Source organism: Providencia sp. PROV150 (assembly GCF_028481025.1).
In the GTDB taxonomy this organism is placed as follows: Bacteria; Pseudomonadota; Gammaproteobacteria; order Enterobacterales; family Enterobacteriaceae; genus Providencia; species Providencia hangzhouensis.
The window spans coordinates 299894-315203 of record NZ_JAMPPJ010000001.1 but is presented as its reverse complement, the minus strand read 5'-3'; the positions used below and the strand labels follow the sequence as shown (position 1 = coordinate 315203).

Here is a 15310-nt window from a genome sequence, read left to right as displayed (position 1 = left end):
CCAGTCATTAATGGAAAAATCGCAAAAACGCTTGGATCTTCCCAAACTTATTTTCGGCCTATTATCCATCGTTTTAATGATAGCAGCCTGCTTTTGGGTACTTAATCCATTTATTCTTGGCTTTGTATGGGCTGGAATGATGGTAATTGCTACTTGGCCACTATTATTAAGACTGGAAGCTCGCTTATGGCATAAGCGCTGGTTAGCTACATTGGTGATGGTTCTTCTTATATTACTGCTGTTCGTTATTCCATTGGGTATTCTAATTGGCAGTATCATTGAAAATAGCACACCACTTATTGATTTAGCGAAATCGCCGTCAAGCTTAACATTGCCTGATTTAGAATGGCTCAATACCATTCCAATGGTGGGTGAGAAAATTTACTATGCATGGCATAGCTTAGTCGCCAGTGGGGGGAATGCTTTACTTGCTAAAATTCAACCCTATTTTGGCCAAGCTGCTGGCTGGTTTGCTACACAGGCCATTAGCGCAGGAAGATTTGTTTTTCACTTGATGCTAATGCTGCTATTTAGTGGCTTGCTCTATCTTAAAGGCGAATCTGTCATGGTTAGCATCCGTCACTTTGCGGTCCGTCTCGCAGGGATCCGTGGGGATGCTGCCGTCGTGTTAGCGGCACAATCTATTCGAGCTGTTGCCCTTGGTGTCGTCGTCACCGCGCTAATTCAAGCCATCGTCGGAGGAATTGGACTTGCCTTGTCGGGTATTGGTTATGCGGCCATCTTAACTGTCTTGTTGTTTATATGCTGTGTGGCGCAATTGGGGCCTCTACTCATCATGGTGCCATCCGTCATTTGGCTATTTTGGACAGGTGATACGACATGGGGAATTATTCTTGCTATATGGGCCGCCGTTGTTGCCACTATGGATGGCGTTCTTCGGCCATGGCTCATTAAAATGGGGGCTGACTTACCAATGGTTCTGATCCTTGTTGGTGTTATTGGTGGAATTTTATCATTTGGCATGATTGGTTTGTTTATTGGCCCTGTTGTATTAGCCGTTTCATATAGCTTATTAAAAGCTTGGATGAATGAGGTTGCAGTTCCAAGTGAAGACTTAACAGAAACTGAAAAATTTCTAGAAGAAGAGTTTTCGATTAAAAAGTAGTACGTAGTTGATTAGTAGCAGGCATGTTCAAGCAAGACATGCCTGCTAACTTAATAAGTATTGCTCCATTAATATTTAGAAACAATATTTAACATTCTAACGTTAGTATTTAGTCTAATTTATGTTAACATAAATCTATTGAATTAATTCTCTTTAAGTAACAATGAGTAATATTAATATTGAGAGTGTTCTTAATGATTGTATAATATGAATAGTTTAATATTCTATTATTGAATCATATGGATATAAAAAGCTATGCCCCTCCCTTTTTAGGCGTCGCTTTATTTAACTGAATTGCTGTGTGTAGTCTTTGCCTGTCAGCCCATGATAGGCTTTTTTTTTATCTTCATTTAATATGAATATTATTCATATCGTAATCAGAACATCACTTTATAATTATTGATTAATATCAATTTTTGACATAACTAGCAGTTTTCATACTCCTTTAGCGTTATATAATTAAATAAATTTCGTTATTTCTATTTAAGGTATATTTTCTGCCCAAACTAAATACACAAAATAAGAGTAATTATATTCTTTTTTTATTTATACCTAAAAAGTATTATATGAATATTTATTTAGAACTGTTTGCTATCAACCTATTAATAATAGTATTAATCAATTTCTGTAATAGGTAATTTTAATCAAATAAATGCGAAGGCTGAATGTTATTCACATTCAGCCTTGATGATTAAAAAACGAGATAACTATTGATTCTCAGCTATCGTCAGCCATGTTTGTACCACGGTATCTGGATTCAAAGATAAACTATCAATACCTTCATCTACCAGCCATTGAGCAAAATCTTGATGGTCGGATGGCCCTTGACCACAAATACCTACATATTTGTTTTGTCGTTTTGCAGCCTGTATAGCCATAGATAACATGGCTTTTACCGCATCGTTTCGTTCATCAAATAACTCAGAAACAACACCAGAATCCCTATCAAGACCTAATGTTAACTGAGTCATATCATTCGAACCGATAGAGAAACCGTCGAAATGTTCGAGGAATTGATCTGCCAGTAAAGCATTTGATGGAATTTCGCACATCATAATGACTTTTAGACCGTTTTCACCACGTTTCAAATCATGTTTAGCCAGCTCAGCAACTACAGACTCAGCTTGTGCAACTGTCCGCACAAATGGGATCATAACTTCAACATTCGTTAACCCCATAGTGTTGCGAACACGTTTAACCGCTTCACATTCTAATGCAAAACAGGCACGGAAGCTGTCAGATACATAGCGCCCTGCACCACGGAAACCTAACATTGGATTTTCTTCTTCAGGTTCATAAATATCCCCACCGACTAAGTTGGCATATTCATTAGACTTGAAGTCAGATAAACGGACAATAACGCGTTTTGGCCAGAAAGCAGCGGCTAGAGTAGAAATCCCTTCAGTTAATTTACCGACATAAAATTCAATCGGGTCATCATAGCCCGCCATCATTTGGCGAATTTCTGCTTGTAACTCAGGAGATTGCTGATCAAATTCCAGTAATGCCCTTGGGTGAACACCAATCATACGATTGATGATAAACTCAAGTCTAGCTAGACCCACGCCTTCATTAGGTAAGCAAGCAAAATCAAATGCACGGTCAGGGTTACCGACATTCATCATGATTTTGACATCTAGATTTGGCATATCACTCACTTCAGAACTGTGAATTTCAAACGCCAGTTTACCTTCGTACACAAAACCCGTATCACCTTCTGAACAAGAAACTGTCACTTCTTGGCCTTCTTGCAAACGGTCAGTCGCATCACCACACCCCACAACCGCAGGAATGCCTAATTCACGAGCGATAATCGCAGCATGGCATGTACGTCCACCACGATTCGTAACAATCGCAGCGGCTTTTTTCATGATAGGCTCCCAATCAGGGTCTGTCATATCGGTAACGAGTACATCACCCACTTGAATTCTATCCATTTCACTCAAGTTATGTATGACTTTAACAGCCCCAGAGCCAATACGATGACCGATTGCACGTCCTTCAACTAAAACTTGTCCTTGTTGTTTTAATTGATAACGCTCCATCACTTGTTGATTAGAGCGAACGGTTTCTGGCCTTGCTTGGACAATATACAAACGCCCATTATGACCATCTTTTGCCCACTCAATATCCATTGGGCGACCGTAGTGCTTTTCAATCTGTATAGCTTGGCGTGCAAGCTCTTCCACTTCGAGATCAGTTAAAGAGAAACGATTGCGTAGTGCTTCTGGCACATCTTCAATTTGTACTTGTTTACCGTGCTCTTTACTGTTGGCGTACACCATTTGTAATTTTTTAGAGCCCAGGGTACGGCGCACAATTGCAGGACGGTTATTGGCTAACGTTGGTTTATGGACATAAAACTCGTCTGGATTCACGGCGCCTTGCACCACCATCTCACCTAAACCATACGCAGAGGTAATAAATACGACTTGGTCGAAGCCCGATTCAGTATCAATCGTAAACATAACACCCGATGAGGCTAAATCTGAACGTACCATGCGTTGAACGCCCGCGGACAGTGCTACACCGCGGTGGTCATAACCTTGGTGAACACGATATGAAATCGCACGGTCATTAAACAATGAAGCAAAAACGTGTTTAATCGCAACTAATACAGCGTCAATTCCTTGAACGTTAAGGAATGTTTCCTGTTGCCCTGCAAACGAAGCGTCAGGCATGTCCTCAGCAGTTGCCGATGAGCGGACAGCAAATGAAGCTTCCGCTTCACCTTCTGACAGTTGTGCGAAAGCATCACGAATATCTTGTTCCAACTCCTTCGTCAATGGTGTATCAATCACCCATTGACGGATCTGAGCACCTGCTACAGCCAGTTGGTTCACATCATCAATATCCGTTTCATCTAGCAGGTTATAAATGCGTTGATTTACACCGCTCTGCTCCAGAAAATCATTAAACGCCTGTGCGGTTGTCGCGAAACCGTTAGGTACGGATACTCCCAGATCAGATAAGTTAGTGATCATTTCACCGAGAGAAGCATTTTTGCCCCCGACACGGTCAACATCATTCATCCCTAATTGGTTATACCAAAGTACATTACACGGAGTGAGGCCATTTGTGGACATTGAAAGCGATCCTTTTATAGCAATTTAGTGACAGAGTACAAATCGTAAAAAATCTCGTTGGCGAAATTTCGCCTCGTGAAATAGACTAGCACAGACGCTAAGAGAAGATGGACTGGTGAATCGTTCCATCACTGAAGAAAACTTTTTTGTTCTAAAAATCGTTCAAAAAATGGCTATAGTTTCCCCTATAAACTAATTTTTAAACTTTAAACAAAGATAATATTTCCCAATATCCAGTGATAAATACAATAGAGACGAATAATGATGAGCGAATTAGGAGCAATGAATAATATGGTAAGCCAAGTTCAACGTACTGTTTTTTTTATTTCTGATGGAACAGCGATAACCGCTGAAACTTTGGGACACGCCGTACTTTCTCAATTTCCTCTGTCATTTATTTCTTATACTCTGCCGTTTGTAACAAGCGAAGCTCGTGCACATGAAATTAAGCAAAAAATAGATATTATCTTCGAAGAAACCCAGTTGCGTCCTTTAGTGTTCTATTCGATTATCTCCCCTGAAGTTAAGCAAATCATTATCCAGAGTGCAGGTTTTTGCCAAGATATCGTCCAAAGTCTAGTCGCCCCAATTCAGAAGGAAGTCGGCCTAGAACCTGAGCCAAAACTCAACCGAACCCATGGCCTATCCATGCAAAATATGAATCAATATGATGCACGTATAGCTGCTATTGAATACACACTGGCTCACGACGATGGGATTTCTTTACGAAATTTAGACCAAGCTCAAGTGATACTAATTGGTGTTTCACGTTGTGGCAAAACGCCAACAAGCCTCTACTTAGCGATGCAATTTGGTATCCAAGCGGCAAATTACCCATTTACGGCTGATGATATGGATAATTTACAATTACCTGCAGCATTACGCCCATATACACATAAATTGTTTGGTTTAACTATTAGCCCTGAACGGCTAGCAGCTATCCGCGAAGAGCGCCGTGAAAATAGCCGTTATGCATCCATAAGGCAATGTCGTATTGAGATAGCTGAAGTGGAAGCTTTATTTAGACAAAATAAAATCAACTACTTAAATACAACTAACTATTCTGTTGAAGAAATTTCAGCAAAAGTGATTGATACCATGGGCTTACAAAGACGAATCTTTTAATGAATACAAATAAAAAAAATATTCATTCCTGCTAAGTTGGAGGTTGAAATTAAGCCATATTCGTTTATTGTGATCTTAATCACTTATAGGGCATACGCCTATTAAAGTTCTTTGAGAAAGAAAATGCACAAAACTGATGAATTACGTACTGCGAGAGTGGACAGTTTAATTACCCCACAAACTCTTGCTGATGAGTTTCCTATTTCCCAAAAAGTCGCTGAAAACGTGACAGCGTCACGAAAACGCATAGAACAGATATTATCCGGCCAAGACCCACGTTTACTGGTCATTGTCGGCCCTTGTTCCATTCATGACATTGATGCCGCTATTGAATACGCTAAAAGACTAAATGTGTTAAGAGAACGTCATCAAGACCATTTAGAAATCGTCATGCGAACTTACTTTGAAAAACCACGTACTGTCGTTGGTTGGAAAGGGTTAATTTCTGATCCTAACCTCGATAATTCTTGCCAAGTCAACACTGGTATCCGGTTAGCTCGTAAATTATTGATTGAAGTTAACCAATTAGGGTTAGCCACGGCAACCGAATTCCTTGATATGGTCACGGGCCAATATATTGCCGATCTCATTAGTTGGGGAGCAATTGGCGCTCGCACAACAGAAAGCCAAATTCACCGTGAAATGGCATCCGCATTGTCCTGTCCGGTAGGTTTCAAAAATGGCACCGACGGCAATATTAATATTGCTATTGATGCGATAAGAGCTGCAAAGGCGCAGCATATGTTTTTATCGCCGGATAAGAATGGCCAAATGACCATTTACCAAACCACTGGTAACCCGCATGGCCATATCATTATGCGTGGCGGTAAACAGCCTAATTACACAGCTGGTGACTTAGCCGCAGCTTGCGATAAACTACGTAAATTTGAATTACCAGAGCATTTAGTGGTCGATTTCAGCCATGGTAATTGCCAAAAAATTCATCGTCGCCAACTCGAAGTTGCACGAGATATTGCGGAGCAAATAAAAGATGGCTCGACCGCTATCAGTGGAGTGATGGCAGAAAGCTTCTTAGTTGAAGGCACACAAAAAGTGGTTTCTGACCAACCGTTAGTTTATGGCCAATCTATTACCGACCCATGTCTTGGCTGGGAAGATACCGAACAACTTATTGAAATTCTTGCTCAAGCTGTTGAGTCACGCTTTAAATAAGCCAAATCATTCCAATTTTTTATTATGAGCCCTTTAGTGAACATAGAAACTAAAGGGCTTTTATATTTACAAAAAAAATAATTATCATTTAATGCATAATTAAATAATATAATAATCTAATTAATAAAATAAATACAGAATTTTAATCCAAAAAATCCTTGACCCACCTCGCGCCAACGATAATAATTCTCACTACAAACTAATTTATCCGTTAGAACTTCTGTAGCCTAGCCCATTATTCGCTACGACATTACAGGGCTAAATAGTTCTAATAAATAAATGAGTTACATAAATATTTATTGCATGCCACCCAGATTATTTATCCAGGCAGCCAGCAAATTCTGAAACCAAAGGAAAGGATTTCCTATGCTGTTTAAATCGATGCCTGCATCAATCCATCAAGATCATAAAATATCACTCTCAGCTATTGCTGCCACCGTTGTAATGACCGGGTTTAGCAACACCGCTTTAGGTGAAAACTTATCGACTCCAAAAGCGAATACCCGCGACATTATTCACGTTTCGACCTCACCTCTTAGTTTAGAAAATATCGCTGTAGCAGAACAAGTCGATGTAATTGATGCAAAAGCGCCTGAATATCAATCTGCGACATCCGCCTTAGATTTACTAAAAGGCCAAGCTGGAGTATTTGTTTCTGGTTCTAATAGCACTTATGGCCAGGGCATTCAAATGCGGGGTTATGATTCACGAGGTGTTAAAGTCACCGTTGATAATATCACCCAAGACTTTTATTCCGGCTTATATGAAGCTACATTTATTGACCCCACCTTAGTAAAAAAAGTCTACGTCCATAAAGGCGCATCATCTGTACATCATGGCGGCGGCGCGCTAGCCGGAGTCGTATCATTCAAAACAATAAATGCAGCTGACATATTAAAACCAGGGCAAAAAATCGGTGGTCAGGTCTTTAGCGGTATTAACCGTAATGATCACGGTTACTATGCAGGTGCAACGCTATTAGGCAGAACTGAATCAACGGATACTCTGTTTACCTATAGTCAACGTAAAAAGCACCTACTCGGCTCACCCGAGTTTGAAGAGGTTGATAATACTGAACAGCTAAGCAACTGGATGCTCAAAAGCAGCTGGCTTGCCCACCCTTCATATAACTTGACGTTACAATTAAAAGAATACCGCAACAACAGTTTAGGGGTAAAACAACCCGCTAAACCTTCAGAAAAAAATAGATATCCAAATACACCGCATGAAAGACAAAGCCATCAGCGAGATGTTGCCATTAGCCAATTTTTTACACCCAAAAATGAGGTAAATTGGCAAGCCCAGTGGGATATTTATTATACAGATTTATATTTAGATCAAACTGATACAGTTAAGGTCAAGAGCAAACCAAAAGAGTATGGCTCTGAAACGCGAAATCAATATACCTATGGGACTAAATTTACTAATAGCTTCACTTTACCTATGTATAACTGGGTAAATCATCATATTCAAAGTGGTTTCGAATATTATCAGCAAAAGCAAACGTCAAATCAGTATGCAATAAGTTATCCACCAGCAGAACTTGATAACCTGTCTGGCTGGTTAGTCAATGACATGACATTGCATCAATTACCGTTAACTTTATCAATTGGAACGCGCTTTACACAATACCGTGCATCGAGGAATAATTTCCCTGAAAATAAACATATCAACTTGTCATCCCGTATGGCTGTTAGTATTACTCCAACCCATTGGCTCAATCTTTACTCATCATACGCTGAAGCATACCGTACCCCACGTATGTCCGAGCTTTATAACAATTCAAACCATTTCACTATACCCTTTTTTGGCACTCCCTCGAACTTTCGTCCATCGCCTGATTTACGTCCAGAAACGAATAGAACCCTCGAAACAGGTATAAAAATCAGTTTTGATGGGGTATTTATTGATAATAGCGACCTTCAATTCGGTTCAACCTACTTTAAGACCAAAGCTAAAAACCATATTGCCCTTGAAGGTCTTTATACGCCAAGGTATGGCCAATGGTTCCCAGATGAACTTTATTATATCAATATCCCCAGCGCATCCATTTATGGCATCGATAGCTTTATAAGCTACAGAACACGGTGGTTTGAGTTAAATATCAATCACAATAAAACCACAGGTAGAGAAGACGGCTCACATTATTCTCTTTCATCTATACGCCCTGAAACACTAACGGCTCGATTCAATGTACCGGTTGCTAGTACTGGCTTTACTCTAGGTTGGATAGGGGAATTCTCTGCAAGAACGCAACTTCAAGGTAACGATAAATATAAAAAGTGGCATCACAGGTCTGATAAGGGCTTAGACCGCTATCATAAAGAAGTCATTCAATATGCGTGCTATAGCATTCATGATTTCTATGTGAATTACCAAGCAGATCAATTCATAAAAGGGTTAAGTTCGACTCTCACAATGAAAAATGCATTTGATAAGCTATATCTATCTTCCACTGGTGTCCCCCAAGAAGGTCGGAACTTTTATCTCAACATGAATTACAACTGGTAGTTAAGTAGTAAAAAACCATGTTATCAACTGATTTTATTAAATTTATCAGCAGTATAAAAAATAAATCAGTTGATAACTTTTCACTATGTCTTTTAATTTTATTAAGGAAAAATTTGTGAATTCAAACCTCTATAATGATTACCTGCAAGCTAAGAAAACGCACTCTGATAAGCACTCCCAAGAAATAGCGGCCTTACTTGGCGTATCGGAGGCCCAACTAATTCATTGTCGTGTCGGTAAAGATAATGTTCAACGATTGGTCAGTAAACCTATTGATATCTTGCAAGATTTAACCACAATAGGCAAAGCTATAGGGATCACTCGTAATCAGTACGCTGTTAGTATTCAAACGGGTGCATACAATAACCCAAAATTTAGTAACCACGGTGGGCTATTTCTAAACCCTAAAGCATTAGACTTACGCATGTTCTTTGCGCAGTGGAGCTCAGTTTTTGCACTCACTGAAAAAATGCCAGAGGGAACTCGCCACAGTATTCAATTTTTCGATAAATATGGTGATTCGTTACACAAGATCTTTTCCACCGACAACTCTGATATAGCTGCTTGGCAAGCCATGATAGAGCGCTACAGCACATTAGAGAATCCGCCTATCGAACCTAAAACAATTTCGCCATTTTCAGAACAGAAAATTAGCGAAGAACTCGCCTCTCAATTAGAGCAACAATGGCGTGAGATGACCAATGTTCATCAGTTTTTTGGTATATTAAAGAAACACAATTTAAGTCGTCAGCAAGTTTTTCGTGTCGTTAGCCAAGAATTAGCATGGCAAGTCCCTACTACGGCTTTATCTGAATTACTCTCTCTTGCATACCATGCAAAAAATGAAGTTATGCTCTTTGTAGGAAACCGTGGGTGTGTGCAAATATTTACAGGAAAAATAAATGAACTATCATCACTCTCTGTTGAAAGTTCTCAAACTGATTGGTTAAATGTTTCAAGTACAAACTTTAAACTTCATATCATTGAAAATGGCATTTCTGAGTGCTGGGTCACACGTAAGCCAACTAAAGATGGCTTTGTGACAAGTCTTGAGGTCTTTGATACCCAAGGTAACCAAATTATTCAAATGTATGGCCAGCGTATTGAAGGCACTCCCGAACAAATAGAATGGAGCAAGCAAATTCTTTCGATATCTCGCATATAATAAAAGAATAATAAGAAAGTAGATAATCTGTCATGGTAATTTTCTAAATACTTTTCAATCAGAAATTGTGGTTTGAATTAGACATGAAAATTGCCATAGACCCTTTACCTCATTAATTCACGCCACTTTTTGATATAGAAATAGAATAATCATCCATCTCTCGCATAAAGTATTTAACTTACCGCATATATTAGTTATTCATACTACGAAAACTGTAGTTACAAGCACTTTCAATCATAACAATTACCTCGGAATTTCCTGTTTATTGTTATAGAAATACGATTATAAATGAAGCAATAATATTTCAATTATTTACTTGGTTAATAATTTCGAATAGCTTGAACAATTTTTTTGAATATAATGAAAATTTTCTCTTTTTCTTACCTAAAAAAATGACATGGCAACATAGACACTTGAATTAAAAGAATTTTAAACATACAATATTGAATGTTTAAAATGTTAATTTTTTCAACATCTATTGTACTGATAGTTATTATCATTAAAAAACCGCACGTTTAGCCTATCGATATATCGGAAAAACAGGAAGAATAGACCCTAATTTCGTGAGTTATTATTAGTTATTAATGAACAATAGCCTACTTGAGTAGGAGGTAAATATGTCAGAAAGTGTAGTCAACGATATTGTTAAATGGCTTGAAAGTCAGTTGCAGCGCAATGAAGGCATCAAAATCGACACAATTGCCGATAAAAGCGGCTATTCAAAATGGCATTTACAGCGTGTTTTCAAAGAAATGAAAGGCTGCACGCTTGGTGAATACGTCCGTAAACGTCGTTTATTAGAAGCAGCTAAATCATTACGTGAAGGCAACTTACCTATTCTTGATATCGCATTGCAATATGGCTTTAGTTCACAGGCGACATTTACCCGCATCTTTAAAAAGCACTTTGATACAACGCCTGCAAAATTTCGCCAATCAGGTGAATTACCTGAATGCAAAAGCTTTATGACTTGTAGCTGTCATAACTGATTATTTTAGAACATCCCTTCCTATTAGTTATTTGCAATTTTGAAGTCTATGTCTGAGCCGACTATGTCGGCTCTTTTTTTAACTTAATTCATGGACTAGCCAGTTTTCCAAATCAGCTAACTGCTCCTGCAATTGAGGCCATTTTACGGCCATTTGTTTACCTAAAGAACGTATTGTTTCTGTCTGATATGTTTTACCCGTCAATTGCTCACTTAACCACTCCAAAGGAGATGGGTCTAAGCTATCTGTAAAAAACTGACAGCGATTTATCACGCCTTTTTCGATATCAAAATGAAACTCAATTCCTCCCCAAGAAAAACGTGTATCTGAATAGTGAGTAAACGCTGGTGCTTGCCCAAAATTCCATTCCCAACTACTTTGCTTAGCAAAAGTTTCTGGAAAATTTGGCAAATCAGGTAATTTTTCAGGGGAAATATACTCCGCTTCGACCGTTTCACCGAAGTAATTAAAAAAACTTTTAATTATTCCCTCACAAACAATTTCATGAGAAATATTAGGAACAAGCTCAGACAAGTTAGCCACACGAGAACGCACTGACGTAATCCCTTTTGCCTGTAATTTTTTAGGATCTGGATTCAGGTAATTAGCTAAACGACTTAAATCTGCATTAATCAGCAAGGTTCCATGGTGAAAACCTCTATCTTTCGTTTCTCGGTATGCAGAACCGGATATTTTTCGCGGACCACTTTCTGTATCTAAAACCAAATCATTGCGACCTGAAATTTGTGCGTTAATACCGACCTGTGCTAATCCATCAACAATGATTTGTGTAGAAACTGTTTTATCATATTCTGGCTTTCCCGCCATAAATGTGAAACAAGTGTTACCTAGATCATGAAAGACAGCACCACCACCACTACTGCGCCGAGCTAAACGAACATTATCTTCTTCCATCCGCCGTGTATTACATTCTTTCCACGGATTCTGAGCGCGCCCTATGACCACGGTATCCGCATTTCTCCAAAGAAACATAACACGTTGGTCGGTTGGCATTTGTCGGAAAATAGTTTCTTCAACCGCAAGGTTAAACCAAGGGTCGTAGGATTCTGAGATGAGTAAACGTACTGTTGACATTGAGCTATCCTTAAAACAAAACTTGCCCTTAAGATAGCATAATCACTGAATAAAATAGTGAATTTAGATACGTCTTGCTTGCCAAAACACTTTTCGCCAATAAACGTTATCCATTGATGAACGAATTACCCCTTTACTCGTTGATGCGTGAATGAATGTATTATCGGTATCGTAAATCCCCACATGCAATCCATTCTCCCCTGAACCTGTTTTAAAGAACACCAAATCCCCTGGCATCAAATCAGATTTATCAATCCGTGTGCCTAATTGAGTTTGATCTACTGTTGTTCGAGGTAACTGAATGGCAAAACGGTCGTTAAATGTGCGATAGACAAAACCGGAACAATCCACACCATTTTGATTCATTCCACCATAATGATAAGGCGTACCATACCACTGCTCTAGCTGGTCTTTTAATTGCGCTATCGTCATGATTGGGTCTGATAATTGTGTTTTTAATGGCGGCGGCGTTCTTTTAACGGATGTCGATGAACAACCAATTAAAACTAAACACAATAATAGTGGTAGGTGTTGTATTTTGATAACCATAAAGCACCTTATTTATCTATCTTATTGCGATAACTTGCTTATATTATAGTGCGTGAAGACTATAATATAAGCAACTAAGAAATTATTCCGTTCTATCACTTGGTGATTTATTGGGCCGGCTAATTAGCCATACCCCTAATAAAATAAAGCCAATTCCAATGGCCTTTAGTCCTGTCGCAGGTTCATTAAACCAAGGTAAGAAAACTGCTAATAAATAAACGAAAACATAGCTTAAGCTAATAAGCGGATAAGCTTTATTCAATGCTATGTGTTTTAAAGCTAATAGCCAACATAACATCGATAACGCATAACAAACTAACCCTAAAAAAATAATTCCTAAGCTAGTAATATTTGCGAGTAACCACTCTAATTGTAGCCAATGCCAGCCAAGTGTGAATGAGGGTAGTTCAACTACCCCGGCTTTTAAGCTCAGTTGAGCGACTGTGACTAATAAAGCACTGCTAATCACCCACAAATAACCCTTGTTCATACGCCGATACTCATTAGCAAAATACCAAACATAATGGCAGCAACCCCTAACCAGTGGTTAAGCCCAGTTTGCTCTTTATAAACAAACTGGCCAATTAAAGTAATTAATACAAAATTAATACTTAACATTGGATAAGCGATACTCAGCGGCATGGTTTCCAATAATTTCAACCAAAACAACATGCCAAGGCCTAGCATAAAAACCGCCAGCACCAGCCACCGAAAGGCTGATGCTGTTTTATTGGTTTTATTACTCTGCCAATTGACGACGGCTTGCTTTTGAGCCACTTGCCCAACGCAGGTCAAAACGCTAACCAGCAATAACAGCAGTAGTTGTGCAATCATTGTTGATGGTAAACCACAATCGCCATACGTGAATTTTTAATGACTTCATCTGGCTTAGGAATATCCGGTAACCCTTCTTTACGGCCTAATAAAAAGACAACAGTTACCTGCCCTTCTTTGCGTGCTTTTTCTAGCCACTGTGCAAATTGATCCGGTTTAACTAAGCGATGTTGGCTATCTGGGTATTCCAAACCGTAACTTAGCTCTCCACTACTATTGTATAAATAGATATTGGAATTTTGTGTTTCCCACGCAAGGCCTGCTGCGACCCCAACATTACTTGCCATCAAATATTTGCTATTCATCAGTAAATCATGATTTTGATGAATAAAGTTTTGAGGTAATTTAGAATCGATGGTGTTGTTCGGCAGAGCACTACCAATACACAAACTCACGGCCAAAGAGCACGAGGCTGCCCATAACCAATATTTAGCATTTAATACCGTACATAGGTAACCGATAATCGCCCAAATAGAAAATGCAACGACACCTAACACCATTTTTGACCATTCATCAGGTTCGTATAACGGTTTTTTGATCACCGTGCTCACGACAATTACCGCTATAACCGCAGCGATCCCTAATACAACATTAATGATCCCATTGGCTTTCAATGCTTTCATTTTACCATTACGAACGCAATCAACCCCATACTTCGCCATAAGCAATGCCAATGGCGCCATAAACGGTAACATATACGTTGGTAACTTACCGCGGGAAATACTGAAAAAGATAACAGGAACAACAAACCAGCACAGTAAGAAAAACATATCGGGGCTAGATTTACGTTCTTTCCAGCCTTTCATTATCGCACCTGGCAACAGCCCTGCCCATGGAATAGCGCCAAGAATGATAATTGGAATATAATACCAAAACGGTGCAATATGCTGCGCATCATCTGCTGTGAAACGCTTAATGTGCTCAATCCAAAAGAAATAGTGCCAATAGTCTGGTTCTTGTTTTGCAACCGCCAAAGCCCATGGCAAACTGATAATAACCGCCGAAATTATTGCAAGCGGCCCGTACTTTAGTAACTCAAGGAACCGCTTTTGATAGATTGTGACAGGAAGCATGACTATCACGGGGATCGCAAGGGCTAAAAAGCCTTTAGTCATAAATGCCATGCCACAAGCCAGCCCAAGACAAAGCCATGCCGCTAGTTTAGATTTTACTTCTCTCGATTTCATTGCCCACAAGCAACAGAACATGCTTGCCGCTATCCATAAAGACAACATTGGGTCGAGTACACTGTAAGTTCCGATGGAGAATACCAAGAACATTGAGATATAAATGAGGCTAGCAACATAAGCAACGTGGTTATTACGCCACATCATTTTTGCCATACGGTAGACAAGTAATGCACTGAGGAAAATACAAAAAACCGAACCAAAGCGAACAGCAAAATTAGTTTCACCAAAAATCATTTGGCTAATATTGTTTATCCAGTAACCTGCTACTGGTTTTTCGAAATAACGTACATCCAGCATGTAAGGAACAATCCAATCCCCACGCTGTAACATTTCACGGCTAATTTCCGCATATCGTGTTTCATCTGGTTGCCAAAGTAAACGGCTATCCAACGGCAATAAATAGGTTAAGATAAAAAAAAGAGCCAGCAGAGAGGCTCCTACTTTGCTCGCTCGGTTATTCAACATAG

At 39.2% G+C, this 15310-nt stretch carries 12 protein-coding genes; 6 read left to right on the top strand and 6 right to left on the bottom strand.

What is annotated here, in order from left to right; genetic code table 11:
* Positions 1-10: 10 nt before the first annotated feature.
* A complete protein-coding gene (ydiK, locus tag PSE83_RS01495) occupies positions 11-1126 on the top strand; it encodes an AI-2E family transporter YdiK (RefSeq protein ID WP_004263767.1) in 1116 nt (371 codons plus the stop codon).
* A 707-nt stretch (positions 1127-1833) separates the two neighbouring features.
* Here the strand turns inward: ydiK and ppsA are convergent.
* Positions 1834-4212: a phosphoenolpyruvate synthase gene (gene ppsA, locus PSE83_RS01490; protein ID WP_004263765.1), complete on the bottom strand. Its 2379-nt coding sequence runs from the start codon at positions 4210-4212 to the stop codon at positions 1834-1836.
* 291 nt (positions 4213-4503) lie between these two features.
* On the opposite strand from ppsA, the gene ppsR reads away from it, so the two are divergent.
* The 5 genes from ppsR (at position 4504) to PSE83_RS01465 (ending at position 11175) form a co-directional block, all read left to right on the top strand.
* Positions 4504-5337, top strand: a complete 834-nt coding sequence (gene ppsR / locus PSE83_RS01485; protein WP_164565710.1) for a posphoenolpyruvate synthetase regulatory kinase/phosphorylase PpsR — start codon at positions 4504-4506, stop codon at positions 5335-5337.
* A gap of 123 nt (positions 5338-5460) precedes the next feature.
* Complete coding sequence (locus tag PSE83_RS01480; RefSeq protein ID WP_272660604.1) at positions 5461-6510, top strand: 3-deoxy-7-phosphoheptulonate synthase; 1050 nt, start codon at positions 5461-5463, stop codon at positions 6508-6510.
* 366 nt (positions 6511-6876) lie between these two features.
* Positions 6877-9021 carry a TonB-dependent receptor domain-containing protein gene (locus PSE83_RS01475; RefSeq protein WP_272660603.1) on the top strand — a complete coding sequence of 715 codons (2145 nt, stop codon included), beginning with the start codon at positions 6877-6879 and terminating at the stop codon, positions 9019-9021.
* 115 nt (positions 9022-9136) lie between these two features.
* On the top strand, positions 9137-10186 hold the full coding sequence (locus tag PSE83_RS01470; protein WP_036958663.1) for a hemin-degrading factor: 1050 nt from the start codon (positions 9137-9139) through the stop codon (positions 10184-10186).
* A gap of 617 nt (positions 10187-10803) precedes the next feature.
* Positions 10804-11175 carry a helix-turn-helix domain-containing protein gene (locus PSE83_RS01465; protein WP_004263751.1) on the top strand — a complete coding sequence of 124 codons (372 nt, stop codon included), beginning with the start codon at positions 10804-10806 and terminating at the stop codon, positions 11173-11175.
* Between the two features lie 78 nt (positions 11176-11253).
* Here the strand turns inward: PSE83_RS01465 and PSE83_RS01460 are convergent, their stop codons facing one another.
* The 5 genes from PSE83_RS01460 to arnT all read right to left on the bottom strand — a co-directional run bounded on the left by PSE83_RS01460 (position 11254) and on the right by arnT (position 15308).
* The gene (locus tag PSE83_RS01460; protein ID WP_004263748.1) at positions 11254-12270 is read right to left on the bottom strand and encodes a lipoate--protein ligase A; all 1017 of its coding nucleotides are present in this window, start codon (positions 12268-12270) and stop codon (positions 11254-11256) included.
* 63 nt (positions 12271-12333) lie between these two features.
* The gene (locus PSE83_RS01455) at positions 12334-12819 is read right to left on the bottom strand and encodes a C40 family peptidase (RefSeq protein WP_036958662.1); all 486 of its coding nucleotides are present in this window, start codon (positions 12817-12819) and stop codon (positions 12334-12336) included.
* 82 nt (positions 12820-12901) lie between these two features.
* Entirely contained in the window at positions 12902-13309 is a 408-nt protein-coding gene (gene arnF / locus PSE83_RS01450) for a 4-amino-4-deoxy-L-arabinose-phosphoundecaprenol flippase subunit ArnF (RefSeq protein WP_004263744.1), read from the bottom strand.
* Complete coding sequence (gene arnE / locus PSE83_RS01445) at positions 13306-13653, bottom strand: 4-amino-4-deoxy-L-arabinose-phosphoundecaprenol flippase subunit ArnE (protein ID WP_004263742.1); 348 nt, start codon at positions 13651-13653, stop codon at positions 13306-13308. The genes arnF and arnE overlap by 4 nt, the downstream gene beginning before the upstream one ends.
* Positions 13650-15308 carry a lipid IV(A) 4-amino-4-deoxy-L-arabinosyltransferase gene (gene arnT, locus PSE83_RS01440; RefSeq protein WP_004263740.1) on the bottom strand — a complete coding sequence of 553 codons (1659 nt, stop codon included), beginning with the start codon at positions 15306-15308 and terminating at the stop codon, positions 13650-13652. Before arnT ends, arnE begins: the two co-directional genes overlap by 4 nt.
* Positions 15309-15310: the final 2 nt, after the last annotated feature.

Excerpts from the sequence above, each read along its gene's own strand:
- ydiK (WP_004263767.1), top strand. The coding sequence starts at position 11 with ATGGAAAAATCGCAAAAACGCTTGGATCTTCCCAAACTTATTTTCGGC.
- ppsA (WP_004263765.1), bottom strand. The coding sequence starts at position 4,212 with ATGTCCACAAATGGCCTCACTCCGTGTAATGTACTTTGGTATAACCAA.
- ppsR (WP_164565710.1), top strand. The coding sequence starts at position 4,504 with ATGGTAAGCCAAGTTCAACGTACTGTTTTTTTTATTTCTGATGGAACA.
- PSE83_RS01480 (WP_272660604.1), top strand. The coding sequence starts at position 5,461 with ATGCACAAAACTGATGAATTACGTACTGCGAGAGTGGACAGTTTAATT.
- PSE83_RS01475 (WP_272660603.1), top strand. The coding sequence starts at position 6,877 with ATGCTGTTTAAATCGATGCCTGCATCAATCCATCAAGATCATAAAATA.
- PSE83_RS01465 (WP_004263751.1), top strand. The coding sequence starts at position 10,804 with ATGTCAGAAAGTGTAGTCAACGATATTGTTAAATGGCTTGAAAGTCAG.
- PSE83_RS01460 (WP_004263748.1), bottom strand. The coding sequence starts at position 12,270 with ATGTCAACAGTACGTTTACTCATCTCAGAATCCTACGACCCTTGGTTT.
- PSE83_RS01455 (WP_036958662.1), bottom strand. The coding sequence starts at position 12,819 with ATGGTTATCAAAATACAACACCTACCACTATTATTGTGTTTAGTTTTA.
- arnF (WP_004263744.1), bottom strand. The coding sequence starts at position 13,309 with ATGAACAAGGGTTATTTGTGGGTGATTAGCAGTGCTTTATTAGTCACA.
- arnE (WP_004263742.1), bottom strand. The coding sequence starts at position 13,653 with ATGATTGCACAACTACTGCTGTTATTGCTGGTTAGCGTTTTGACCTGC.
- arnT (WP_004263740.1), bottom strand. The coding sequence starts at position 15,308 with ATGTTGAATAACCGAGCGAGCAAAGTAGGAGCCTCTCTGCTGGCTCTT.